The following is a 24933-nucleotide window of genomic DNA, read 5'->3' as shown; positions in this document are numbered from 1 at the left end:
TTTGTCTCTGCCGGGTTCCGATTGCCCGGGGCGTGTTTCGTTGGGCCGGACGGTCAAGACACTTGCGTCAAGCGACCTTGTGGCTAAGCTCGGCCGGCACGTTCAAGGGAGGAGAGAACATGCTCAAGCATATGGTTGGGGCCGCGCTTGGCCTTGCTATGATTGGGGGTGCGGCGCAAGCGGCGGAGAAGATGCGGATTTCGCTGCAGCTTCCGCTGAAGAGCCACCTGGGCCAGAACCTGTTGATGTTCGAGAAAGAGGTGGAAGAGCGCACCGGTGGCGCGATCGATGTCGAGATCTATGACAGCGCGACGCTTTACAAGGACAAGGAAGTTCCCGCTGCTGTCGGCTCGGGCGCGATCGAGGCCGGCGTTGCCTCGTTGACCCGCTATGTCGGTGACGCCCCGGTGGTGGACGTGTTCTACATGCCGTTCCTGCTGAATTCCGAGGACAAGGTTCGCGCTGCCGTGGCCGAAGGCAGCCCGGTACGCATGGCGATCGAGGAAGAGGTCGCCAAGACCGGTGGCCAGATCCTGTATTGGCAGGCCTATGGCGGGGCGATCATGCTGTCGAATGGCGGGCCGATCAAAACCCCCGAGGACATGAAGGGCAAGAAGGTCCGCGTCTTTGGCAAGACGCTGGGTGATTTCGTCAGCGCCGCGGGCGGCGCGCCGACGCTGATCTCGGGTTCCGAGCAATACCTTGCGTATCAGCGGGGTACGGTCGACGTCGGCATGACGGGCGTTTCGGGCGTGAAATCGCGCAAGCTGTGGGAGGTGATGGATACGATCACCGTGACCAATCATGCAGATATCGAGTTCGTGGTCGTCGTGAACTCGGACTGGTGGAACGGCCTGTCCGACGAGATCCGCGGCCATATCACGGAGGCTGCCGTCGTGGCGCAGGCCGACGTGCGCGACCGCATGGCCCAGATCGAGGCCGATGCCTATGCGGCGGCCAAGGAAAATGGCATGACCATCGTCGAGCTGTCCGACGAGGACCTGGCGGCGTGGAAGGCGGTGGCCCAGCCCGTCTACGACGCCTACCTTGAGGCGGCGGGCGACGCTGGCAAGGCCGTGCTCGACGCGGCCAGCCAATGATCTGACAGCGTGAATTGGAGGGGCGGCCAGCCTGGCCGCCCGACACCGTTCCGATGATGTTTGTGACAACTCTTTCCCGCTGGGCGGGTATTCTGGGCGCGTGCCTGCTGGCGGCGACCGGCGCGATGCTGACCTATGAGGTCGTCGCGCGCTATTTCTTCATCCGGCCCACGACATGGGCCGCCGAGTTGAGCCAGCTTTGCCTGATGTGGGGCTGCCTGCTGGCGATGGCCTGGGTTCTGAATACGCGGCGGCACATCACCGTGAATGCCGTGACCAACCTGTTGCCGAAACGCGTTCAGCAGGGATGCGTGGCGTTCTCTCTTATTGCGATCATCGTGTTTTCCGTGATCGTGACGATCTGGGGCTGGGAGATTTTCCACGACAGTTTTGTTCGGGGGCGGACCACCGGGTCACTGCTGAACCTGCCGATCTGGATCAGCGAATTGTCGGTGCCGGTAGGCTTTGCGCTGCTGACGGCGCAGGCGGTGGTGGAGCTGGTCGGGCTTCGCTCGCAGGATCTGACAACGTTGGGGAGCAGCCACGAATGACGATCATCCTCATCCTCGCCTGCCTGTTCGCGCTGTTGCTGGTTGGCGTTCCCGTGGCCTTTGCGCTTGGCGGGCTTGGGCTGGGCATGCTGATCGTGGGCGGGTTTTCACCGCTGATGGCGCCGCAGGCGATCCTGTCGACGCTGGACGGGTTCATCCTGCTGGCGGTGCCGCTGTTCCTGCTGATGTCCAACGTTCTGTTGAAAGGCGGAGTGGGGCGCGATCTGTTCGCGGCGGTGCAGGCCTGGGTCGGGCACTGGCCTGGCGGTCTTGCGGTGGCGACGATCCTGAGCTGCGGACTGTTCGCGGCCATTTCGGGCTCTTCGGTGGCGACGGCGGCGACCATAGGCACGGTGGCCATTCCCGAGATGGTCAGCCGCGGCTATGACCGGCGGTTCGTGTTCGGGCTGCTGGCGGCGGGCGGAACGCTGGGCATCCTGATCCCGCCTTCGATTCCCATGATCGTCTTCGGCTTCGTCGCCGAGGAATCCGTGATCGCGCTGTTTCTTGCCGGGATCGGCCCCGGCATCCTGCTGGTCGGGCTGTTCATCGGCTTTGCGATGGTGCATGCGCGATTTTCCGACAGTTACACACCGATGCCCAAGGCCGGAGGGAGCGAGCGGATATCGGCGACGCTGCGGGCCTTGCCGTCGCTTGCGCTGGCGCTGCTGATCGTGGCGGGGCTTTACTCGGGTGCCTTCACCCCGACCGAGGCTGCGGCCGTGGGCTTTGCCGCCGCGCTGGTGATTACCGCCCTGATCCTGCGCACGCTGACCTGGGCGGGGCTGTGGGAGGCGATCCGCGACAGTGCGGTGACAACCACCGCCATCCTGCTGATCATCGCGGGGGCCAAGATCTTTGGCAAGGCGATCGCGCTGTATCGCATTCCGCAGGAAATCTCGGCCTTCATCGCGGCCAATATCGACGGTGCGGTCATCTTCATCCTGCTGGTCTCGGTCGTGTTGCTGCTGATGGGGCTGGTGTTCGAGGCCCTGTCGATGATCCTGATCATGACGCCGGTGCTGCTGCCCGCGGCAATGGCGCTTGGCTTTGATCCGATCTGGTTCGGGATCTTCATGGTGATCATGGTCGAATGCGCCCTGATCACGCCGCCGGTCGGCCTGAACCTTTATGTCATACAGGCGGTGGCGCGGGCGTCGCTGGGCGAGGTGGCGCGCGGCGTTCTGCCCTTCCTCGGCCTATTGCTGCTGACGGCTGTGATCCTGTTCCTCTGGCCTGACCTGGCCCTCTACATCCCGTTCAAATGGTGACCCGATGACCCAAGCCGAAAAGCTGCGGGAACTGCTGGCGCAGGATCGCTGCCATATTATGCCCTGCTGTTTCGACGCGCTGTCCGCGAAGCTGATAGAACAGGAGGGGTATGACCTGACCTTCATGTCGGGTTTTGCCGCCTCGGCCAGCCGGATCGGGGCGCCGGACCTGGGGTTGATGAGCTATGGCGAGGTGGTCGACCAGGCCCGCAACATCACCGAGGCGGTCAGCATGCCGCTGATCGGTGATGGGGATACGGGGTACGGAAACGCGATGAACGTACGGCGTACGGTGACGGGGTTCGCAAGGGCCGGCTGCGCTGCCGTCATGATCGAGGATCAGCTGGCCCCGAAGCGCTGCGGCCACACGCCGGGCAAGGCCGTTGTGGGGCGCGACGAAGCCTTTGACCGGATCCGGGCGGCTGTCGACGCACGGGAGGAGCTTCGCGCCGCGGGTGGCGATATCCTGATCCTGGCCCGCACCGATGCGCGCCACGAGCACGGGCTGGGAGAGGCCATCGCGCGGGCCGGTCGGTTTGCCGAGCTTGGGGCCGACATCCTGTTCGTCGAGGCCCCTCGTACCGAGGCGGAGATGCGCGAGGTGTGCAGCGCGCTGCCGGGTCCGAAAATGGCCAATATCGTCGAGGGCGGCGATACGCCCGACCTGCCCAATGCCGTTCTGCACGATATCGGTTTCTCGATTGCCGCTTATCCGCTGTCTCTGATGGCGGCGGCGATGCAGGCCATGGTCACCACGCTGCGCGGCATGCGCAGCGACGACCGGCCTGGGCGCATGGATTTCGTTGAACTCCGGCGGCGGATCGGGTTTGACGCGTATTACGAAACGTCGGAACACTACGACACGTCGAAGCGGGGCGGTGATCCGGCGTGATCCGTCGCGACCGCTTATCCGGAACGGCACATCGTTGCCAAACCTCAGGGAGGAACACATGAAACCCTTCAATCTTCTGGCCGGTGCCGTGGCCGCACTTGCCGTCACTGCCACGATGGCCGTTGCCGAGACGCGCGTGACGTACAAGTCGGCCAAGTCGACCTCGTCCTATTACCAGATGGGCGTGCAGATCGCCGAGGCGATGAAGGCGGGCTCGGACATCATCGTGACGGTCGAGGAAAGCCAGGGCTCGGTCCAGAACGTGATGGAAGTGAAGGCCCGCGGTGGGGATTACTTCTTTACCACCCCGCCGGCGCTTGTCGGGCTGGCGCAGGGCGGCAAGGCCATGTTCGAGGGCAAGGGCGACCCGGCCTTTGACGAGATCCGCGCGCTGTTTCCGATCCCGTCGCTGACCATGCATTTCGTTGCGCGCGCGGATGCGGGCATCAACAGCTTTGCCGATCTCGAGGGCAAGACGGTTCTACTGGGCAAGGGGTCGTTCGGGGCGCGAGAGGGCGAAAAATACCTCAAGCTTTTCGGCCTCGAAGGCAAGGTCAAGCTGGCCGAGGTGGAGCTGTCGAACGCGGTGCCCGCGCTGAAGAACGGGCAGATCGACGCCTTTGTGACGGCCGGGTCCTATCCGGCGCCCAACGTGGTCGAGGCGGCGGCATCGACCGGCGTGTCGGTACTGTCACTCGATGACGAGCAGATCGCCGCGACCAAGCGCGCGCGCCTTGTCATCCCGGCGGGCACCTATGCCGGTCAAGAGGCTGACATCGTCACCACGTCGCTGCCGGTGGTCGCCTATACCACCACCAAGATGGATGACGAGACCGCGTATCAGCTGACCAAGACCTTCTGGGAGGGCAAGGAAAGCATGGGTGCCGCCGCCCCGTGGTGGAACGGTGTGGATGAAAGCCTGATGGGCAATATCGCGGGCAAGATCCACCCCGGCGCGATCCGTTATTACAAGGAAGCCGGGATGGCCTTGACCGACGCACAGATGTAAGCGTTCCGACATCGCGTCATGGCCGGGTCATCGTGCCCGGCCTTTCTTTTGGGAGCAGGCAATATGCTGCAGGATGACCACCCCATACTTTGGAAACCCGTTTGGCTGCTGTTGGCGGTGGTCCTGGTGGCCTTTCACATCGGGCTGATCTTTTGGGGGCTGGTGCCGAACCTCGTGTCGCGGCCTTTGCACATGGCGCTGGTGCTGCCGTGGATCTTTGTCTTTGCCGCGCGCGGGCGGGTGCAGCTTGTCTCGGGCATCGTGTTTGCCGTGCTGGGTATCGCGGCGTCGGTCTGGATCGCATGGAACCACGCGGCGCTGGGCGACCAGTACGGGTTTCTTGAGAACAACTTCCAGATCGCGGTTGCGGTTACCCTGCTGGTCTGCGTGCTGGAGGCTGCGCGGCGTGCCATCGGTTGGCCGCTGCCGGTGGTGGCCGCGCTGGCGCTGGCTTATGCGCTGCTGGGCCACCTGATCCCGGGAGAGTTCGGGCATTCCGGCACGCCTCTCAAGAGCTTTCTGGGCACGATGACCATTGCTGAGGGCGGTATCTGGGGCACGCTGACCGCCGTGTCGGTGGGCGTTGTCGCCATCTTTGTCATTTTTGGCGCGGTTCTGAACGCGGGCGAGGCCGGGCAGGGGTTCATGAACGTCGCGTCCGCTGCGGCGGGTCGGCTGAAAGGGGGCGCGGCCAAGGTGTCGGTGATCTCGTCGGCGCTGTTCGGGTCCATCTCGGGCTCGGCCTCGGCCAATGTCGCCTCGACAGGCGCGATCACGTTACCTGCCATGACGAAGCTGGGCTATCCGAAACGACTGGCCGGCGCGGTCGAGGCGGTGGCCTCTTCGGGCGGGCAGATCATGCCGCCGCTGATGGGGGCGGGGGCCTTTGTCATGGTGGAGCTGACAGGCGTTCCCTATACCGGGATCATGGCGGCGGCGGCCCTGCCTGCGCTGCTCTATTTTCTTGCGGTCTGGATCGGCATCAACGCCTATGCCAGCCACACCGACCTGAAATCGATCGACGCCGCGGACCGGCCGGGGATGAAGGACGTGGCCATCACCTCGGCCTTTTTCCTGGTTCCGTTCGGCGTGCTTCTTTGGGGCATGTTCGGCCTTGCGGTAACGCCGCAATACGCGGCCTGCCTTGCCATCGGCGCCGGTGCGGTGCTGCTGCTGTTCGACCGCCGGCTGAGCGTGAAACCGGCCGAGGCATGGGGCAGGATCGAACAGGCTCTTTTGACCTCTGCGCGGCAGGTGGCGCTGATCGCGTCAATCATCCTGTGCGCCTCGATCATCATCGGGGTGCTGTCGGTCACGGGGCTTGGCGTCAAGATCACCTCGCTGATCCTGTCCGGTGCGGGGGGCATGCTGTGGCCCGCGCTGCTGCTGACCGCACTGGCCTGTCTGGTGCTCGGGATGGAGGTGCCGACCACGGCGGCCTATGTCATATGCGTTTCGGTTGCCGGTCCTGCCCTGATCCAGCTTGGGCTGGAGCCGTTGCAGGCGCATCTTTTCGTGTTCTGGTACGCGCTGTTGTCGACGATCACGCCGCCGGTCTGTGGCGCGGTGTTCATCGCGTCGGGCATGGTGCAGGAAAACTGGCTGCGGGTGGCTGGCACGGCGATGGCGCTGGGCGTGGGCCTTTACGTGATCCCCTTGGGCATGATCGCCAATCCCGATCTGATCCGCATGCAGGAGGCGCCCCTGATGGCGCTGATCGCCTTTCTGCGCACGGCGCTTGGCCTCGGGCTGATCTCTTATGGCCTGATTGCGATGCGTGCGCCGCTTGCCACCATCGGCCTGTGCGCGGCGGGGATCGGCGTGATCTTCTTTCCCGTCTAGAAACGTGTCGGCGCGGATGCCAGCAGCGGCGTGCTGGTATCCGTCTGAGGGTTAGGTCGGGGGCTAGAGAGCGCGCCCTTCGGCCTTCAGCTTCTTGTTCAGAATCTGCCGGACGCGAATCCCCGCGCCATCGGCCCCGAGGGTGACTTCGAGGAAATCGAGCCCCCGCGGGTCGGCCTCGACATTGGCCTGCAGCTTTTCGAGTAGGTGCTTGTCTTCGTCGAAGGCCGCTGTGACGCTTTTTCGGGTCTTCTCGGCGACCTCGTCGGTCAGTTCCGGCACGTCAAAAGCCGCCATCCAGAAATAGTGGGTCCTGCCGCGCTGGGCGGGTGTCACGATATGGCATCCGCGCACGATGAAATCCGAACGGCGACCGGGTTCGGGGTTCGGGTCATGCACGTTCCAGTCCGAGAACGAGATCGCCAGGCTGGGCATGCGCCCCTTCTGCACACGCTTGATCGGCTTGTCCTCGGGCAGGCCCATGCCAGCGCAAAAGAGCGGCGACAGCGGGGCGAGGTCGAATTCCTGCTCGTAGCAGACCGTTTCGCCATCCATGTAGGTGTCAGGCGCGGTGATCCAGTCATCCTGTTTGAACGTGTTCTTGTGCAGGAAGGCGATATGCGTGAGGTCGAGCACGTTTTCGCGGATCAGCACCCAGTTGGCCGCCACCTCGTAATAGCCGTTCACGGGGGTCCAGTTCGGATCGACCTGGTAGCCGACCTCGGGCGGGTCGCAGTCGATCGCGTCCTGATCGCCCATCCAGACCCAGATATAAGCCCCGGCCTCTTTCACCGCGAAGGACGGGATGGTCGCGGTTTTCGGCTTCATGTGCTGTGTCGGAGCCTTGGTGCAGGTGCCGGATCTGTCGAACTCCATCCCGTGATAGGGGCAGACGATCTTGTCGCCCGCGACATGCCCCTCGGACAGGGGCGCCCAGCGATGCGGGCAGCGGTCGTAGAGCGCGGCCGGGGTGCCATCCTCATGCCGGTAGAGCACAACCGGCGTTTCCAGAAGCCAGCGCATCATCGGTTTTGTCGTCACCTCGTCGCGATGCGCGGCGACCCACCACATGTTGCGCGGGTAGTTGTCCTGCAGCATTCCGTTGGGGATGGTCTGCCCGTTGGCGCCGGGGATGTCGTCGCTCATCACATCGCTCCCTGCCCGGTCTTGGCGTCCTCGCCGGACTGTGCGGCATAGATCGAACTGTACCCGCCGGACCAGTCCGGCGGGATCTGGCAGGGGCGCGGATCGTGATGCGCCCAGCGAACGGGATGGCCGCGTACGACGTGGTAGGCATGCGACGACGGATCCGGGTGCGGAGTATAGGGTTTGGCATCTGCCGAGGAATAGCAGTTGAGCAGAAGCGGGCGCGGACGCGCGGACTTGCTGGAGGGCGAGTAATGCAGTGCGCGGGCATTGTGGATCGTGATCGAACCGGCGGGTCCGGTCAGGTAATCCACGTCCGACGCGTCGATCGCGGCGGCGTCGGCATCGCTTAGCTGCCCCGTCCATTTCCCGTCCGCACCATACTGATCGTAGAGGTCGCGATTGTGCGAACCAGGTTTCACCGCCAGCGGGCCGTTGGTCATGTCCGTATCGGCGAGGTAGCAGCCGATGGTGAGCACGTTGTAATTGGTGTGCGGGAAGAACTGGATGTCCTGGTGCCACTTCACCGTGTCGCTTTCGTCGAACCATTTGAAGTTCAGCTTGGAGTGATGAAACACCACGTTTGGACCGACCAGGTCGGCGGCGACATCGGCCATCAGCCCCTTGGCGAAGGCCCAGTATGTGGCGCTCTGGTCGTCGGGGCTTTTCAAGCGGCGCAGGACGGGGGTGTCGGCGCTGTGTCCCGGTCCGATGTCGAACACGCTGCCGGAATGCGTTTCGGTGCGGCTTTGGTCCACGAACGCATCGGTCACGGCGATGAGCTCTGCCAGCGTGTCGGCGGGCACGAAGCTTTCGACACCGACATAGCCATGTTCGAAGTAATGTTCGCGCTGGGCCTGCGTCAGGACGCGCGGGGGTTCGGCCAGGATCTCTTCGGGTGTCATGTGCTGTCCTCCTCAGCAAGCAGTTGGGCGAGGCGCTCTGCCTCTTCGGGCTTCATGCGATAGCTGTGATCGTCGTCGGGAAAGGTGCCGGCGCGTACGTCCTCGGCATAGGCGGTGAAGGCCTGCGTCGCGGTTTCGGCGATGTTCGCGTAACGCTTGGCGAACTTGGGTTTGAACGTGTCGAAGGCCCCGAGCAGGTCGTAGCCGTTCAGCAGCTGGCAGGTGCCGGCCGCACCCGCGCCGATTGAAAAGGTGAAGATAGACACCGCCTTGTCCACGGCTTTGCCGACTTCGTAGGGCATCGCCTCAATCTCGAGACCGATGGCGCCGGCATCCTCGATCGCGCGCGCGTCCCGGATCAGGTCCAGTGCGGCTTCGGCGGTGCGGCCTTGGGTCTTGAACCCGCCGAGCATGTGCACGCGATGCGGCAGAAGACCGACATGGCTCATCACCGGAACGCCGGCATCGGCGACCGCGCGGATGATATGCGCCCCTTCGCGACCGAGCTGGAGCTTGACCGCGTCCGCGCCGCTTTCCTTCATCATCCGAACCGCGTTCGTCACGGCCATGTCGGGCGTGGCGTAGGAGCCGTAGGGCATCGAGACGAGACATAGCGTATCGGGCGCCCCGCGCCGCACCGCCTGCGTGTGCATGATCATCTGATCGACGGTCATGGCGAGCGTGTTTTCATGCCCATGTAGCGTCATGCCAAGGCTGTCGCCCACGCCGATGATGTCGATGCCGGCACGCGCGGCCCATGTCGCGGTCAGCACCTCACCGACGGCAACCATGACAAGCCGTTCACCCGCGGCCTTCTTTGCCGCGAGATCGGGAATGGTGAGCTTGGCTGTCGTCTGCGTCACGCTGGCCCCTCCACCGAACAAGAATCTTGTTCCATTTGGAACAATATGCGCTACACTGGCCCTTGCTGGCAAGGGTCTTTTGGCGTCCCACCATGCGAGGGGAGCATCATGGATCAACACGCTGACAAGGCAGGGACAAAGGATCTGACCGGGATCTTCGACACGATCGAATACCCCGAAGCCTATCGGATCACCTACCTCGCGAATGCGATCGTCTTTCCCGCCTACGGTGCGATCAAACGGGATTTCGGGCTGGTTCGCGCAGAGTACATCCTGCTGGTCTGCCTGTCGCATTTCGACGAACTCACCGCGCAGGAGGTCGCGCGGATCGCGCGCCGCCCGCGCAACACGATCAGCCGCGCCGTGCACCGGATGTTGGCCGAAGGGTACCTTTTACGCTCTCCCGATCCCGAGGACGGGCGTCAGGCACGGTTGCGCATCACGCCCGAGGGGCGCGCGATGCACCGCAGGATCGTGGGCTACCTGACGCGCAGGCAGGACGAGGTGCTGGCCGGTCTGACCGCCGAAGAACGCAGCACGCTGGCCCGGATCATGAAGAAAGCCGCGCTGCATGCGGCGACACTGGACGAATGACACCACCGGACCATCACAGCGCGAGGCAGACCCATGGCCGAGATCGGACCGAACACGCGGTTGCGCGTATCCCCCTTTTACGAAGCGACGGTGCAGGAGGGCGTCACAGCCTTTTCACCGTATAACAGCATGCTGATGCCGGTGTCCTATGGCGACAGCGACGCAGAGTATGACCGGCTGCTGAACGGCGTGTCGCAGTGGGATGTCAGCGTCGAGCGGCAGGTGGAGATCAAGGGACCCGATGCCGCGCGGCTGGTGCAATTGCTGTCCGTGCGCGACCTGTCCGGGATCGAGGTCGGCAAGGGGAAGTACGTGCCGATGTGCGATCACCGGGGTGTGCTGGTTAACGACCCGGTGGTTCTGAGGCATGAGGACGGCACATTCTGGCTGTCCATCGGTGACAACAACATCCTGATGTGGGCGCGGGCGATTGCCGCCGAGCGCAAGCTGGATGTCGCGATATGCGAGCCCGATGTTTCGCCCATGGCAGTGCAGGGGCCCAGGGCCGAGGATGTCGTGGCCTCGATCTTCGGGGATTGGGTGCGCGCGCTGAAGTACTTCTGGTTCGCCCCGGCTGAAGTGAACGGAATACCGTTGGTGATCCAGCGGTCGGGCTATTCCAAACAGGGCGGTTTCGAGCTTTACCTCTGTGACGGGAGCCGTGGCAGCGAGCTCTGGAGCATCGTCAGGGAAGCCGGTCAGCCCTGGGGGATCGGGCCGGGCTATCCGAACCCGGCCGAAAGGATCGAGAGTGGGCTGTTGTCCTATGGCGGCGATACGGATGACCGGACCAACCCGTTCGAGGTGAGGCTGGGGAAATACGTCGATCTGGACCTCGACGACGAGGTCGTCGGCATCACGTCCTTGCGTCGGATCAAGGCCGAAGGCATCCGGCGGCACCAGCTGGGCATCGTGCTCGGCGCGCAGGAACGTCGCGCGGGGCATGCGATCTGGTACCGGGTGCGCAGGGATGGCGAGGAGATCGGGCACATGACGAACGGCGCATGGTCGCCGCGCGCGAAGACCACGCTGGGGTTCGTCCTGGTACGCACTGACGTACGGTCCGGCGACAGGGTGGAAGTCCTGCGCGGCGGGTACACCGACAGTGGAACGCTCTGCGACCTGCCGTTCTTCTGATCGCGTCCGGTCGGGGTGTGCGTTGCGCTGATCACAGCGACCTGATCGGAAACCGCTCGCGGATGGCCCTGTCCAGATCGCTAGGGATGTGGTCGGGACCCGGCCGCGCCAGCAGTTCGCGCGTTCGTAGCCTTGCCCGTTCGAGAAGATCCTTGTCCGTCGCGGCAGACCATTCCTGCGGGGGGCGGCGATCGGCAAGAGCGGGGTAGAAATAGTCGCTTTCCATGCGAGTGATCGTCTGGACATGACCAAGGTAATGCCCGGCCCCTCCGACACAGACGTCGCGGATGGTCTCGAGTGACAGCGTCTCCTCGGTGACCTCGAACCCTCGCGTGGCGCGCATGACCGAGCCGATCAGGTCATTGTCGAGCACGAAGCTTTCCAGCGAAGCGCCCAGAAGCGAGCCATACATCCCGGCAGCCTCGTAGATCAGGTTGGCCCCGGCGAGCGATGCCAGAAGTTCGGTGTAGCCCTTTTCGTAGCCGGCCTGGAAATCGGGAAGCTTGCTGTCGGTCATGCCGGCGCTGACGGCGCAGGGAATGTCGTAGAACCGCGCCATCTGCGCGCATGCGGCCATCAGCAAACCCTGTTCGGCGGACCCGCCCGACATGGCGCCCGTGCGCAGGTCGCTGACAAAGGGTAATGCCCCGAAGGTCGCCGGATGGCCAGGGTTCAGGAGGTTGACATAGACGATTCCGGCCAGAACCTCGGCCGTTTGCTGGGCCACGGCGCCCGCAAGCGGCGCGGGGCTGGTCGCGCCCGCCTGACCTGCCGAGACGAGCTTGAGCGGGATACCGTGTTTCGCGGCGCATTCGATCACGCCGAGCGCCTCTTCGGCGAAGGTGAGGGGCGGCACGATAAAACAGGTCGATACGCAGACCGGTGGCCTTGCGCGCAACGCGTCCGGGCCGCCAGCGATCATGGTCAGCATCTGCACCGCTTCTTCCATGGTTTCAGGCGCACCGAACGAGGTGCCTGTGGGCTTGCTGGTCCCTTTGAGGCAGGCATACAGCGTGTTGAGGTCCATTTCGCGCGGGTCGGCAATGTCACGTGCAACGACCGTGCGTTGGAACATGTGGATGTTCGGCAGTTGCTGCGCGAGGCGGGCCATGTCGTAGAGGTCGCGCAGCGTGGTGTCACGGATCTGCCCGGTCAGGCTGTCGATGATGTGGACGGCGGCGCCGGAGGTTCCGAAATGGGTGCGTGACGAAGACGGATCGATGTCATGGACCGGATCCAGACCGCACAGGGAGAAACCGCGCCCGGCGGTCTGCAACACGTCTCGGACCAGCGTTTCCGGCATCAGCAGGCGCCCGTCATCCGTCAGTGACCCGCCCGCCGCGCAGATCGTCTGAATACAGTGGGGCGTCGCGCGCTTAATGCCGATCTCTTCGAGAATGCGCATGGCGGTTCGGTCGATCATCCCGATCTCGACTTGTGACAGCGGGGCATAACGGCCACCCTTGATGCCGGGCCAGATGGCCGCCGTGGGCCCCGAGCCGGCCCCATCGCCGCGGGATTGCCGCCGCGCTGCGCGGCCCCCGGATCGTTTACGCTGCTGCATGGGAGTGTTCCTTGAAAAAGGCGGAAATGTCGTCGGCTGCTTGCCAGCCGAGCAGATCGCGAAAGGCGGTCTCAGGCTGCGCGGTAATGTCGGAATACTTCGCGGCCAATTGCGCGGCGGTCATCGGCTGCTGCGCGGCCCCGAGTGGATAGGCGCAGGAGGCCGCGATCACGTCCCCATCGCCGAATGCGATGCGCAGCCGGTCGGGCTGGTTCGGGTCATAGTTCAGGTCAGGCCGCCGGGCGGGTTCCGGTGAGACTCGGGTAACCTCTATCAGCGCGGCAACCGCGGGCCGTTCCCAGAAGCCGTTGGCGCTGTCGGTCAGGGTCAGGGTGCCTGCAGTCAGGGTCTGCGCCACGCAGGCCGGGATCGAGAACAGCGCTTCGCCACGTGAGGCGGGCCGGTGAAATGGCAGGATCTCGGCGTGGAAGTCCGGCAGGCTTGCGTGGATCGCGGCAATTTCCGGCAGGCGGCTTGCCACCTTTGGGCGAAGCGAGAGCGCGGCGGTCATCAGCCGGTGCGTATAGCCGCAGGATGGCCAGGGCTTGAGGACGAGCCCGTATTCGCGCAACGCCCAAGGCTGGCCCAACTTGTTCAGGATAAGCGCAAACCGGTCCGGATCGAATGTCCCCATCAACCCGGCAAAGCCGCGCGGATGGTCGAGAACGTGGGACTGACCTGTGACGCCTTGCGCGGCCAGCAGGGCGGCCTCCAGCCCGTTTCGTGCGGCCCAGCCGGCCTGAAGCGGTTTCGCGTGCGAGCCGAATTGCAGCGTGTAGCCCGATGCCTGCGACACGGAGAGGGCAATGGCCTGTGCCGTCTGACCCGCCGACAGGCGCATCAATCGCGCAGCGGCCCCGGCGACGCCGATGGTTCCCAAGGTGGCCGTCGAATGAAAGCCGCGGGAATAGTGATCCAGCGTGACCGCCTCGCCAAGGCGCATGATGATCTCGGCGCCGACTGCATAGGCGGCCATCAACTCCGCGCCGCTGGTCTTGCGCAGGGCGGCGGCCGCCAGAAGGGCCGGAAGCAGCACCACGGTCGGGTGCGTGTTTGCCGGTTCTTCCCAATCGTCGAGATCCCACGCGTGACCGGCAACCGCGTTGAGTTGCGCGGCGAGCGGTATGGGCATTCCCATGTCCGTGCCGAAACGCGGCGCGGGGCCGGGCCCGAACACGGCCGATGCGGCCGCGACCCGTTCGGCAACGTCGCTCGACGCCCCTGCGAGGATACAGCCAAAGCAATCGGCGATGGCCGGGGCGATCACCGTAACCAGGCCGGGATCCGGCGCCGCAGTGGTTACGAACCGTGCGAGGCGTTCAATCGCGGTCATGACCATCAACCCTTCTTGCCTCTGTCGGTTTGCGTTCATGCATGCGCTTCTTGCGTGCTCGGGTTTCCCTCGTGGCCTCTTCGCGGCCATCGTGAAAGGATCCGAAAACGACGTCCCACGGCATCTCGGCGGTTCCGTAATTGCACTCGAAATACTTGTGATGGAGCTGGTGAAAGAAATCTCCGGCATTCATCCGGCGCTTGTTGCCGGCGACGACCGCCTCGAACCCGGCATGGGAAAAGGCAGGATTGAGTGCGAGGTTGTAGAAGTGAAACAGAACATGGACCGGGTGCGAGGGCACGATGACGTGGATCAGCAGTGAGCTGAAATACATCGCATGTTCGACCGGGTGCATCGACAGCCCCGTCCAAGGACCGATATTGACATTGCGGTGATGCAGGCTGTGCGCCAGCCTGTAGAGTGGCGGCCAATGCAGCGTCCGGTGGACCCAGTAGAAATGGAAACTGGCCCAGATCGGGATCAACACGATCCAGAGGGCGAACCAGATCGGGTTCGAGGCAAAGGCGATCTGTGGCGCGTAGCCGTTCGCGGCGGCCCAGAAATAAAGAACTTCGTAGGCAGTCCAGAAGGTCACGCCGCTTGCAAGGCTCCAGACCATGTTGTCCAGCACCTGGTTGCGGAACGTGTAGCTGCCATTGTCGCGGGCCAGATCGCGCGCGTCGAACTTGAGCTTCTTGCCCTGCGCGGTGAAGGTGTAGAACCACAGGTGAAGCCCGCCTGCGACGATCCCCAGCGTGACAAGGTTGCGCAACCAAATCATCACCGCCCAATCGAGACTTAGCGTCCGCATTTGCGCCCAGCTTGGCATGAGCCAGGCATAGACCGCCCATGCGAGGATGAATTCCAGCAGAACCGAGGACAGGGCAAGCCAGTACCGTGCTATCCACTTGAGCCAGGACAGCGGGCGCGGCGGCCAGGACAGGATCGGAGACACGGAAATCGGCAGATCCGGGTGATGGTTCCATTGCTTGTTCGGTGCGCTCATGGGGACCTCCCTTGTGTCAGGTGAATGGATCGGGCTGATGCGGGTTCGTGGACAGCCAGACGGATTTTGTCTGAAGGTGGCACCTCATCCCTTCCCAGCCGTTTTCGCGCCCGTAGGCGGAGTGTTGTATCTGCCGACCGGGGATTGGGTGGCTGCGTTGAAATAGTGTTGGATGTAGACGGTGCCCGCTTCGAAGCGGTCGGCCAAACGCAAGGCCCTTGCCTCTTCGCGGGTCCAGATCCGGGAAGCCACTCCGTAGGCCGTATCGTTTGCGGTCCTGGCGACGTTATCTTGGTTTTGCGATGCCTCGGTACTGTCCGCGGGCCGAAGACCTTGGTTTGGGGGAGCCCGGATGTGTTCGGCACGTCGGCAAAGATCGTCGGAGCGATGTAGTAGCCCTGATCCCGGCAATGGGTTCGGCCGTCGAGCAGCAGCCGGTGCCCGGCAGTTTCCGCAGCCGCTATTTGTGTCAGAACGCTGTCATAATGGGCGCAATTGGCGATCAGACCGGTTTTCGCTTCCGGATCGAGCGGGTCGCCGACGCGGGCTTTTCGAGCGGTCTGGACGAGCCTGTCGGTGAAATCGTCGATGTAGCTGCCTGCGGCAGGTACGTGCCAGGCGTTCACGGCAAAGAACGTGTAGGTTCGGATCTTGCTCACAAGGTGTGCTCCATCGGGTATTCGGCGGGCAGGGGCGGCCGGCCAAGGATCATGTCCGCCGCCTTCTCTGCCATCATGATGACCGTGGCATAGAGATTGCCGGTGATCTGTTTCGGCATGGCCGAGGCGTCGCATACGCGCAGCCCTTCGACACCGCGGACCCGCAGATCGGCATCCAGAACATCGCCCATGCGGGCCGTGCAGGCGGGATGATGGCCGGTATAGGCCGTCATCCTGATGGCCTGCTCGATTTCGGCGTCGTGCCGGGCATTCTTCCACGCGCCGATCTCGCCTGTGACCAGTGCGGCGATCGGGCTTTGCGCCATGACCTCTCGCATGACATGCACGCCGCACTTCAACATCTCGATGTCATTCGGATCGGCGAAATAGTTCGGATCGATCAAGGGGTGCGCGCGGGGATCTGCACTTGCCAGGCGCACGGTGCCTTCGGATTTCGGGCGTTCGAGGTTTATATCGATCTGAACGCCCGGCCGCGCCATCTTGCGCCCGCGCACCAGAAGTTTGCGGCCCAATCGTTGCAGCAGTGGAATCTGCTCAGCCGCACAGTTGCCGAGGTTTTCCTCAACCACCATGGGGGTCATGAAGACCTCCAGTTCCGGCAGCGCCGCGTCCTCGAAAGCGTGAAAGAGCACCGTGGAGAAGAACGGCCCGCCCCCTGCGCCGCCGCCGTTCAACAGCCAGCGCCCCATGAGGCAGGCGGCGCGATCCAGGCGCTGATGCCTTGCATGGCTCAGGTCCATCCGGTCCGAGCCCCACTGCATCGAGACATCGGGATGATCCGACAAATGTGCCCCGACCGAGGGCAAGTTCGTCGTGACATCGATTCCATGCTCGCGCAGGTGGTCTGCGGGGCCGATCCCCGAAAGCAAGAGGAGATGCGGGCTGCCAAAGGCGCCTTGGCAACAGATCACCTCGCGTTCTGCGCGTATCACGTCGCCCGAGAGTGTCTGGACGCCGACCGCGCGGCCCCTTTCAAAAACGATCCGGGTGATCAGGGTTCCGGTGAGGATCGTCAGGTTGGCAGGCTTGGATGCAAGGTAGGCGATGGCCGCCGACTGCCGGACACCTTTTGAAACGGTACTGTCATTCCGAGCCACGCCGGTGCGTTCGGGGCCGTTGAAGTCATCGATCCTTTTGTGTCCCGCCATTACCGCGGCGTCGATGAAGGCCTGCTCGATCTCGCCAAAGTTTCGCGCCGGTTCGGTCTTGAGGGGGCCGTCCGCGCCATGCCACGCATCGCGCCTGTCGCGTGAGCCTTCGGAGCGAAGAAAATAGGGCAGCACGTCTGCGTAACGCCAACCGGGTTGTTGCCATGCGTCGTAGTCGCCGGGCACGCCGCGCATGTAGATCATGCCATTGACGATGGAGGATCCGCCAAGCGCCTTACCGCGCGGATAGTAGATCGACCGGTTGTTCAGGCCCGGTTGCGGCACTGAACTGTAGCTCCAGTCGAGCCTGGGGTTGCCGAACACGAAACCGTTTCCGGCAGGCATCCGAATGAACAGGTCGCGTCCCTTGCCGCCTGCCTCGATCACGCAAACGGACACGTGTCGATCCTCGGCCAGCCGGGCTGCCAACGCGCAACCGGCCGAACCGCCACCAGCGATGACGTAATCGAACGCCTTCATGGTCCAAGCCTGTCGATGATGGCCTCCGTCATCTCGGCCCCGCTTGCCGAATCCCCGAGGTCGGGCGTCATGATTCCGTCTTGCAGTGTCGCGGCCACCGCTGTCTGGATCCGGCTTTCGACCTCGTGCATTGCGAAACTGTAAGTGAACATCATGCCGACCGAGAGGATCGTGCCGACCGGGTTGGCGATCCCGAGGCCGGTGATGTCGGGGCCCGATCCGGCCGCGCGTTCATAGATGCCCAAGGCTGATCCGCTGTCGGGATTGGCGGCGAGACAGGCCGAAGGCAACATGCCCAGCGAACCTGCGAAGACGGCTGTCAGATCGCTGAGTACGTCGCCCATCTGGTTGCACCCGATGACCACGTCGAAATCATGCGGCCGCATCATCAGTTGATAGGCGCAATTGTCGGCGAACATGTTCTGAAACGCGATCTCGGGATAGTCCTGTGCCACCTTGGTCACGACTTCCCGCCAGAGCTTGTAGCTTTCCATCACGTTCGACTTGTCGCAACTGACGAGTCTGCCGCGGCGTCTTTTCGCAAGTTCAAAGGCCCCATGCGAGAACCGCGATACCTCGGCTTTGTCATAGGCTGTCATGTCGTAACCCTGCCGCAGACCGCCGACCCTGCGTCGGCCACGTTCGGTCGCGAAGATCCCGCCGCCGCACATCTCGCGCAGGGTCAGGATGTCGGCGTGGGCCGCCGCGCCGGTCCGGAACGGCGTACGATCAAGAAGTGCGGGCCACGCACAGGCAGGGCGCAAACCCAGATAGGTCTGCAGGTGACGGCGCAGATACATCAACCCGTCTTGGCATCTCACGCCGTCGGGGACACGAATATGATCCCATTTCGGTCCGCCAGCTGCCCCCACGGGGATTGCGTCCGATGCGCGTGCCTGTTGCAGGACATCCGACGTGCAAAAGGTGCCATGTGCCTCCCACGCGGCGCCGTGAAGCAGGCCTTGGGTGATCGACAGCTCTATACCCGATCGCGCGGCCAGATGCTCTGTCACCCGCAATCCGTAACTCGGGATTTCGGGCCCTATCCCGTCTCCGCCAAGTGCCAGAAGCCGCTTTTCCAACCATCATTCCCTTCACGTTGGTCGAAGCATCATTCCGCAGTTGAAAATTTGGAAAAAGGCGGAAAAGGTGAATGAAGAACATTCACCCAGAGAATGATAATGGCCCGTCCCTTACCCCTTCAGCAGATCAGGGCGTTCGACGCGGCGGCGCGGTGGTTGAGTTTTTCGCGCGCGGCACGGGAACTCAACGTGCAGCAACCGGCGATCAGCCGCCAGGTTGCGGCGCTGGAGGCGGAGCTGGGAACGCGGCTTTTCCTCAGGTCCAAACCCAGCCTGACCTTGACCGAGGATGGCAGGCTTTTGGCCAAGGCGGTCAATGCAGGATTCGAGACGATCCGCGAGGCGTTCGCGGCGTTGCAGGCCCGGCAGGAGGACGACACCGTCATGGTCAGCGCCAGCATCGGTTTCACCAGCTTGTACCTGCTGCCGCGTCTGGCGGAGTTCCAAGCGGCTTTTCCCGAGATCAAGCTGCAGGTCATGACGCGGGACCAGAACGAGGATTTCGATGTGCATTCCTGTGATGTCGTTATCCTGTTCGGCGAGGGTGGGCTATCCGGCACGGACAGCCGTTTGGTTTTCAGGGAGACGATGATTGCAGTCTGCCACCCCGATCTTTTGCCGGACAGAACCCCCTTCGAGCTTGCGGAACTTGCCGAACGGAAATTGCTGAACCTGACCAGCCCGGATCACCGGGGTGATTGGAACCGCTATTTCGCCAAGGCCGGTATCACCGTGCCGACGCCGCCCGCACATGACGGCTATGTCAGCTACATGGTCTATCTGCGGGCCATCCAGAACGGGCTGGGTATTGGTATCGGCTGGCAGCCCATGATGAGCGAATACCTTGCGAACCGCACGCTGGTCCGGGCGTGCCATCATCAATGCACGACGACGCGCGGGTATTTCTGTTCGATCACGCCGCAAGGGGAAGAGAAACCAGGTTCCGAGCAGTTCAGGGACTGGATCGGTCAGTCGCTGTCCGAGCCGTCTTGAATCAGCTCGTCCAGAACGCCTTTTTTCAGAGGTCAAGGAATGCACCTGTGCGGGGGCACACCGCTCGGTAATCGGCATGGCCGCTGCAAAAGGGGGCGCGGCTGCCTGATCGGCAGGTGTTGACCTCACTGAAGCCGACCCTCATCGCGCATCGGGATCTTGGAAAACGGTTCACAAGTAATGTGACGCCGGGCTGCGTTTTTATTCGGTTTCAGGCTTCCCACCTTTTCGCCAAGCGCCAACGGGCGCACTGCAATGCTCCAAGGCACTCGACCCGTGTCGAACACGAATGATGGGAAGCGACATGACAACAGTTTTCGATCCTGTTCAGGTGGGAAAGCGAACCCTTAAGAACCGATTTGCGATGGCGCCGATGACGCGTGCTCGTGCGCCGGGAAATGCGCCAACGGCTGAAATGGCCCGCTACTACGGCCAGCGTGCAGGGGCGGGTCTGATCGTGACCGAGGGTACCGTGGTATCGGCTGAAGGATCCGGGTTTGCCGATTGCCCCGGTATCTGGAACGATGTCCAGGTGAAGGCGTGGAAGCCCGTCGTACAGGCCGCGCACGACCAAGGCGCGGCTATCTTTACCCAGATCTGGCACGTCGGTCGCATGAGCCATGTCAGCCTGCAGCCTGGAGGCCGGGCGCCGGTAAGTTCCACCGCCCGGCCTGCGGCGAACTCTGCGGCCTTTGCCTACCGCGAAGATGGTACCGCCGCGTTGATCCAGGCATCCGAACCGAGGGCCTTGGAGACATCCGAAATCCCGCGCATCGTCGAGGATTTCGCCAAGGCCGCCGAGAACGCGGTCGATGCCGGTTTTGATGGCGTCGAAATCCACGGTGCGAACGGATACCTGATCGAGCAGTTCATCAACGGCGCTGTCAACGACCGCACCGACGAGTATGGCGGTCAGGCGGTAGAAAGCAGGATCCGGCTGGCGCTTGAGATCGTCGATGCCTGCGTTGCCCGCATCGGAGCGGATCGTGTGGCAATCCGACTGTCACCCTTTGGCCGTCTGCATGATCTGGGCGACTTCGACGGTGAGGAGGAAACTATCCTGACCTTGGCCGCCGAGCTTGGAAAAAGGCAACTGGCTTACGTCCACTTGATGGATCAGTCGAGCCGGGGCGCCAAGGCGATGCCAGAAGGGTTTCTGGCGAAGTTTCGCGCAGCTTACGATGGCATCCTCATTCTTGCGGGCGGGCTGGACAAGGAACAGGCCAAAACGCTGCTGGATCAAGGGACGATCGATATCGCCGGTTTCGGGGTGCCCTTCATCGCCAACCCGGATCTTGTTGAACGCTTTCGGCACGGCTGGCCACTCACACCGCCGGACTTCGACACCTTCTATGGTGGGGACGAGCGTGGTCATACCGATTGGCTGCCCTTTCCCTTTGCGAAGGCCAGCTAAGCGAACTGGGTCGCCGGGCATTTTCCCGGCGGCCCAATCTCGTGTCTCCAACTTGATTTCGACAGTCTGCATTCAAGGATAGAAAACCGTGCGAGACGGAACCGATCTTCCCGATAACTATCGCGTCTGGGCCTGGCGGGAAGGAAACGACCCGCTGGAGTTGCGATCTGAAACACGTCCATTGCCACGTCCCGGGCCTGGAGAAGTACTGGTCAGGAACCACGTCATCGGGTTGAACCCCGTGGATTGGAAGGTTCTTGGCAGTCCGGGGATCGAACCCGGCAACGTGGCCGGTGTCGATGGCGCGGGTATGGTGGTTGCCGTGGGGCAGGGCGTGCCCGTTGCATGGATCGGCGAGAGGGTAGCGTATCACAGCAATATCCCCGCGCATGGAAGCTACGCCGAATACACTCCATTGCCGGCCCGCGTGCTGCTTCGTGTTCCGCCGCAAGTGGATTTCGTGACCGCCGCTGCGATGCCCTGTCCGGGCCTGACCGCGCAACTTGCACTGAACAAACTGCCTGCGCTTGCGAAGGGTCGTCTGTTCGTATCCGGCGCTGGCGGCAGCGTCGGGCATTTCCTGGTGCAGATGGCCGCCGCCGCAGGATGGTCTGTTACCGCTCGGTCGAATACGCGACATCATGAGAAGCTTTCCGGCTTCGGCGCGACGAACATTCCCAATGATGCGTCGCCTGACGTGGGACACTTCCATGCCGTGATCGACATGACGTCCGCAGATCAAGCTGCCGGATTGGCGCAGGCATTGAAGGCCAACGGTCACCTGGTCACGATCCAGGGCCGCGTAGACGGTTGGATCAACGATCCGTTCAGCGAATGCAGGTCTCTGCACGAAGTTGCGCTTGGTGCGATGCATGCACACGGCGACGACGAAGACTGGCAGAGCCTCGTTCGCCAAGGCGAGGCCATTCTGAGCGATCTCGCTACGGGCACGCTGCAACCGGAAAAAACCGTTTCGCGCCCGTTCGATAAGCTGCCCGAGCATCTTGATGCGCTAAAGAACCGGAACTTTTCCGGCAAGCCGGTGGTTACGCTTTCGCGGACCTGAATTTTCCCTCCGAACCTAGTTTCAGCCAAATCAGCCAGCCAAGGATAGACGATGATAAAGTTCACTCTGAACGGGAAGGACGTTGCCCTAGACGTTGATCCCGACACTCCACTTTTGTGGGCTATTCGCGACGAAGTCGGCCTCAAAGGCACCAAGTTCGGTTGCGGTATCGGCATGTGTGGCGCATGCACGGTGCATATGGACGGATACGCCACCCGTTCATGCGTAACGCCGATTTCGGTGGCAGAAGGCTCTGAAATCACGACAATCGAAGGCCTCGACCCCGAGGGCGCCCATCCGGTACAGGAAGCATGGCGCAACCTCCGCGTCCCCCAATGCGGCTACTGCCAGTCGGGGCAAATCATGCAGGCGGCATCGATGCTGGCCGAAACGCCCAACCCCACCGATGAAGAGATCGACTCGGTCATGACAGGCAACCTGTGCCGCTGCATGACCTATCCGCGCATCCGTCAGGCCGTGCGCGAAGCTGCCAACGCCATGCAGGGAGACGCGAACAATGGGTGAGTTTCAGCGTACACTGGCCGCGAAGGCCGCATCGCAGATGACGCGTCGCGGCTTTCTGATCGCGATGACCGCAGCCGGCGCCACCTTTGGTTTCCCGGCGATCGGTCGTGCGGGCATGGATCCTGCCGCAGATGACGGGGCGCCGGTCACTGCCACGGGCAACCGTTTCGAGCCGAGCCTGTGGTACTGGATCGATGCCGACGGCACCGTCAACGTGAACATTATTCGCGCCGAGATGGGGCAGCACGTCGGTACGGCGATCGCACGCATTCTGGCTGATGAGCTGGGCGCGAACTGGGATGACGTCCGGATCACCCATGTCGATACCGATGCGAAGTGGGGCTTCATGGTCACGGGCGGCAGCTGGTCCGTCTGGCAAAGCTGGCCGGTCTACCGCCAGGCCGGTGCTGCCGGTCGCATTGCCCTGATCGAAGCCGCCGCGGGAGAATGGGGCATTGACCCGTCCGAATGCGAAGCCCGTGATGGTATGGTGCGCGCGGGCGACCGTTCGATCAGCTTTGGCGAGCTCGTGGCGAATGGCCTTGAGCGGAGCTTTACCGAAGAGGAGTTGAAGGAGCTTCCCTTGAAGCCGCTGTCGGAACTCACGATGGTCGGCAAGGATGTTCAGCAACTCGACATCGCCACCAAGACCACGGGCGAAGCGATCTACGGTCTCGATGCCGAGATTGATGGCATGGTTTACGGCGCACCGATCCTTCCGCCGACGCGCTATGGCTGTACGGTGACCAATCTGGATGATAGCGAGGCGAAATCCGTCAAGGGCTACCAGCAGGCCGTCGTTATCGAAGATCCCTCTGGTACCGCACCCGGCTGGGTCGTGGTGATTGGCGATACGCTCTTTGCTGCACGACAGGCTGCCGATGCGATTAAGGTTGAATGGTCGACCGGTCCCTCCGTGGACGTGTCCGAAGAAGACATCCTGAACCATGCGCGCGATCTGATCGACGCTGGCGAGGTCGGATCGATCCTTCACACGGAAGACCATGAAACCGCGCCCGCGTTGGATGCAGCAGCAGAACTGTTCGAAGCTGAATACACGACCTCTACCGTGCTTCATTTCCAGATGGAGCCGACCAACGCGACAGCATTCCGCAATGCGGATGGCATCTGGGAGGTTCACAGCGGCAACCAGTGGCAATCGCTTACACTGCCCGTCCTGGCAAAGGCCGTCGGAGTTGGCGAGAACGAAGTCATATTGCGCAGCTACATGTTGGGTGGCGGTTTCGGGCGTCGTCTGAATGGCGATTACAACGTTCCCGCGCTGCTGGCTTCCAAGGCTTTGGACGGTAAACCGGTCAAGCTGGTTCTGAGCCGGGAACAGGATGCTCGGTTCGATAGCCCGCGATCGGCCTCGGTTCAAAAACTGCGCATGGCGTTCGATAACGAAGGCGCCGTGACGGCAATGGAACATCACGCCGCCGCCGGATGGCCGACGCAGATCCTTGCGCCCAGCTTCATGCCGGAGGGTGCAAATGGCGAACCGTATGATCCGTTCGCAATCGATGGTGCCGATCACTGGTACAGCGTTGGCGCGCACAAGGTTAGAGCGATCTCGAACGATCTTGCGAACGACACGTTCCGTCCGGGCTGGTTACGCTCGGTGGGACCTGGCTGGACGTTCTGGGCGGTGGAAAGCTTCATGGATGAAGCGGCGCGCAAACTCGGCAAGGATCCTGTGCAATTCCGTCTCGACCACCTCAAGGCCGAGGGTCTGAATGCAGGATCCGCGCCTTATGCAGTCGGCGGCGCCGACCGCCAGGCCAATGTCCTGTCCCGCGTTGCCGAAATGTCGGGCTATGGCAAAACCGAGTTGCCCGAAGGCACGGCAATCGGCATTGCCACGACCTTTGGCCAGTCGCGCAGCATGCCGACCTGGATCGGTGGTGCAGTCAAGCTGAGCGTCGATCGCGAGGATGGCACGGTCAAGGTCGACAAGATCTGGCTGGCCGTCGATTGCGGTATCGTGGTCGACCCTGACGGGGCACGCGCGCAATGCGAAGGTGCCGCGCTTTGGGGGCTGTCGATGGCCTTGCACGAGGGAACGCGCTTTGACAACGGTGCGGTCGCGGACGTGAACCTTGACACCTATTCGCCGCTGCGACTGGAAGATGTGCCCGAGCTTGAAATCGAGTTCGTCGATAGCCAGGAGGCTCCGGTCGGGCTTGGTGAACCTGCGACCACTGTCATCGCGCCTGCCGTTGCTAATGCGATCGAAGAGGCGGTTGGCGTCAGGATGCGTAGCCTGCCGATCACTCCGGACGCGCTTTTGAACGCGCTTGCAGGTTGAGCCTTTGCACACATTGACCGGGCG

Annotated in this window: 22 protein-coding genes and 1 pseudogene; 13 read left to right on the top strand and 10 right to left on the bottom strand. The window is 63.0% G+C overall.

Annotation, left to right across the window (positions count from 1 at the left end):
* The first annotated feature begins 119 nt into the window (after positions 1-119).
* From ACFORG_RS10385 to ACFORG_RS10360, 6 genes are all read left to right on the top strand, one after another.
* On the top strand, positions 120-1100 hold the full coding sequence (locus tag ACFORG_RS10385) for a TRAP transporter substrate-binding protein (RefSeq protein WP_386735354.1): 981 nt from the start codon (positions 120-122) through the stop codon (positions 1098-1100).
* Between the two features lie 56 nt (positions 1101-1156).
* Entirely contained in the window at positions 1157-1651 is a 495-nt protein-coding gene (locus ACFORG_RS10380) for a TRAP transporter small permease (protein ID WP_386735816.1), read from the top strand.
* Positions 1648-2922, top strand: coding sequence for a TRAP transporter large permease (locus ACFORG_RS10375; protein ID WP_386735353.1), 1275 nt, complete (start codon positions 1648-1650; stop codon positions 2920-2922). The genes ACFORG_RS10380 and ACFORG_RS10375 overlap by 4 nt, the downstream gene beginning before the upstream one ends.
* A gap of 4 nt (positions 2923-2926) precedes the next feature.
* Positions 2927-3814 (top strand): isocitrate lyase/PEP mutase family protein, encoded by an 888-nt coding sequence (locus tag ACFORG_RS10370; RefSeq protein WP_386735352.1) that lies wholly within the window; start codon positions 2927-2929, stop codon positions 3812-3814.
* A 58-nt stretch (positions 3815-3872) separates the two neighbouring features.
* Positions 3873-4823, top strand: a complete 951-nt coding sequence (locus tag ACFORG_RS10365; RefSeq protein ID WP_386735351.1) for a TAXI family TRAP transporter solute-binding subunit — start codon at positions 3873-3875, stop codon at positions 4821-4823.
* Positions 4824-4886: 63 nt separating this feature from the next.
* Positions 4887-6665 (top strand): TRAP transporter permease, encoded by a 1779-nt coding sequence (locus ACFORG_RS10360; protein WP_386735350.1) that lies wholly within the window; start codon positions 4887-4889, stop codon positions 6663-6665.
* Between the two features lie 63 nt (positions 6666-6728).
* Here ACFORG_RS10360 and ACFORG_RS10355 read toward each other — a convergent pair whose 3' ends face one another.
* From ACFORG_RS10355 to panB, 3 genes are read right to left on the bottom strand one after another with little or no spacing between them, the layout of a single operon-like run.
* A complete protein-coding gene (locus tag ACFORG_RS10355; protein WP_386735349.1) occupies positions 6729-7811 on the bottom strand; it encodes a Rieske 2Fe-2S domain-containing protein in 1083 nt (360 codons plus the stop codon).
* A complete protein-coding gene (locus ACFORG_RS10350; RefSeq protein ID WP_386735348.1) occupies positions 7811-8716 on the bottom strand; it encodes a phytanoyl-CoA dioxygenase family protein in 906 nt (301 codons plus the stop codon). Before ACFORG_RS10350 ends, ACFORG_RS10355 begins: the two co-directional genes overlap by 1 nt.
* Positions 8713-9579 (bottom strand): 3-methyl-2-oxobutanoate hydroxymethyltransferase, encoded by an 867-nt coding sequence (gene panB / locus ACFORG_RS10345; RefSeq protein WP_386735347.1) that lies wholly within the window; start codon positions 9577-9579, stop codon positions 8713-8715. The genes ACFORG_RS10350 and panB overlap by 4 nt, the downstream gene beginning before the upstream one ends.
* A gap of 108 nt (positions 9580-9687) precedes the next feature.
* Here panB and ACFORG_RS10340 point away from each other — a divergent pair, with 108 nt between their 5' ends.
* The gene (locus tag ACFORG_RS10340) at positions 9688-10173 is read left to right on the top strand and encodes a MarR family winged helix-turn-helix transcriptional regulator (RefSeq protein ID WP_386735346.1); all 486 of its coding nucleotides are present in this window, start codon (positions 9688-9690) and stop codon (positions 10171-10173) included.
* Positions 10174-10206: 33 nt separating this feature from the next.
* A complete protein-coding gene (locus ACFORG_RS10335) occupies positions 10207-11310 on the top strand; it encodes a glycine cleavage T C-terminal barrel domain-containing protein (RefSeq protein ID WP_386735345.1) in 1104 nt (367 codons plus the stop codon).
* Between the two features lie 31 nt (positions 11311-11341).
* Here ACFORG_RS10335 and ACFORG_RS10330 read toward each other — a convergent pair whose 3' ends face one another.
* The 7 genes and pseudogenes from ACFORG_RS10330 to ACFORG_RS10300 form a co-directional block, all read right to left on the bottom strand.
* A complete protein-coding gene (locus ACFORG_RS10330; protein ID WP_386735344.1) occupies positions 11342-12874 on the bottom strand; it encodes a trimethylamine methyltransferase family protein in 1533 nt (510 codons plus the stop codon).
* Positions 12861-14207, bottom strand: coding sequence for an MmgE/PrpD family protein (locus ACFORG_RS10325; protein ID WP_386735343.1), 1347 nt, complete (start codon positions 14205-14207; stop codon positions 12861-12863). Before ACFORG_RS10325 ends, ACFORG_RS10330 begins: the two co-directional genes overlap by 14 nt.
* Positions 14194-15213 (bottom strand): sterol desaturase family protein, encoded by a 1020-nt coding sequence (locus ACFORG_RS10320; protein WP_386735342.1) that lies wholly within the window; start codon positions 15211-15213, stop codon positions 14194-14196. The genes ACFORG_RS10325 and ACFORG_RS10320 overlap by 14 nt, the downstream gene beginning before the upstream one ends.
* A gap of 84 nt (positions 15214-15297) precedes the next feature.
* Complete coding sequence (locus ACFORG_RS10315; RefSeq protein ID WP_386735815.1) at positions 15298-15624, bottom strand: aldehyde dehydrogenase family protein; 327 nt, start codon at positions 15622-15624, stop codon at positions 15298-15300.
* Positions 15546-15839: pseudogene (locus ACFORG_RS10310) on the bottom strand (aldehyde dehydrogenase family protein); the annotation flags it as partial. The pseudogene ACFORG_RS10310 and the gene ACFORG_RS10315, both read right to left, overlap by 79 nt.
* Positions 15840-15868: 29 nt before the next feature.
* Complete coding sequence (locus tag ACFORG_RS10305; protein ID WP_386735341.1) at positions 15869-17521, bottom strand: GMC family oxidoreductase; 1653 nt, start codon at positions 17519-17521, stop codon at positions 15869-15871.
* Positions 17518-18603, bottom strand: coding sequence for an isocitrate/isopropylmalate family dehydrogenase (locus ACFORG_RS10300; RefSeq protein ID WP_386735340.1), 1086 nt, complete (start codon positions 18601-18603; stop codon positions 17518-17520). The genes ACFORG_RS10305 and ACFORG_RS10300 overlap by 4 nt, the downstream gene beginning before the upstream one ends.
* 99 nt (positions 18604-18702) lie before the next feature.
* On the opposite strand from ACFORG_RS10300, the gene ACFORG_RS10295 reads away from it, so the two are divergent.
* The 5 genes from ACFORG_RS10295 to ACFORG_RS10275 all read left to right on the top strand — a co-directional run bounded on the left by ACFORG_RS10295 (position 18703) and on the right by ACFORG_RS10275 (position 24909).
* Positions 18703-19596, top strand: a complete 894-nt coding sequence (locus tag ACFORG_RS10295) for a LysR substrate-binding domain-containing protein (protein WP_386735339.1) — start codon at positions 18703-18705, stop codon at positions 19594-19596.
* Between the two features lie 304 nt (positions 19597-19900).
* The gene (locus ACFORG_RS10290) at positions 19901-21010 is read left to right on the top strand and encodes an alkene reductase (RefSeq protein WP_386735338.1); all 1110 of its coding nucleotides are present in this window, start codon (positions 19901-19903) and stop codon (positions 21008-21010) included.
* Between the two features lie 88 nt (positions 21011-21098).
* Entirely contained in the window at positions 21099-22076 is a 978-nt protein-coding gene (locus ACFORG_RS10285) for a zinc-binding dehydrogenase (RefSeq protein WP_386735337.1), read from the top strand.
* Positions 22077-22127: 51 nt separating this feature from the next.
* Positions 22128-22601: a (2Fe-2S)-binding protein gene (locus tag ACFORG_RS10280; protein WP_386735336.1), complete on the top strand. Its 474-nt coding sequence runs from the start codon at positions 22128-22130 to the stop codon at positions 22599-22601.
* Complete coding sequence (locus ACFORG_RS10275) at positions 22594-24909, top strand: xanthine dehydrogenase family protein molybdopterin-binding subunit (RefSeq protein WP_386735335.1); 2316 nt, start codon at positions 22594-22596, stop codon at positions 24907-24909. Before ACFORG_RS10280 ends, ACFORG_RS10275 begins: the two co-directional genes overlap by 8 nt.
* Positions 24910-24933 lie beyond the last annotated feature (24 nt).

This window comes from Lutimaribacter marinistellae (assembly GCF_042648365.1).
In the GTDB taxonomy this organism is placed as follows: domain Bacteria; phylum Pseudomonadota; class Alphaproteobacteria; order Rhodobacterales; family Rhodobacteraceae; genus Lutimaribacter_A; species Lutimaribacter_A marinistellae.
This window is presented reverse-complemented; position numbering and strand designations above follow the sequence as displayed.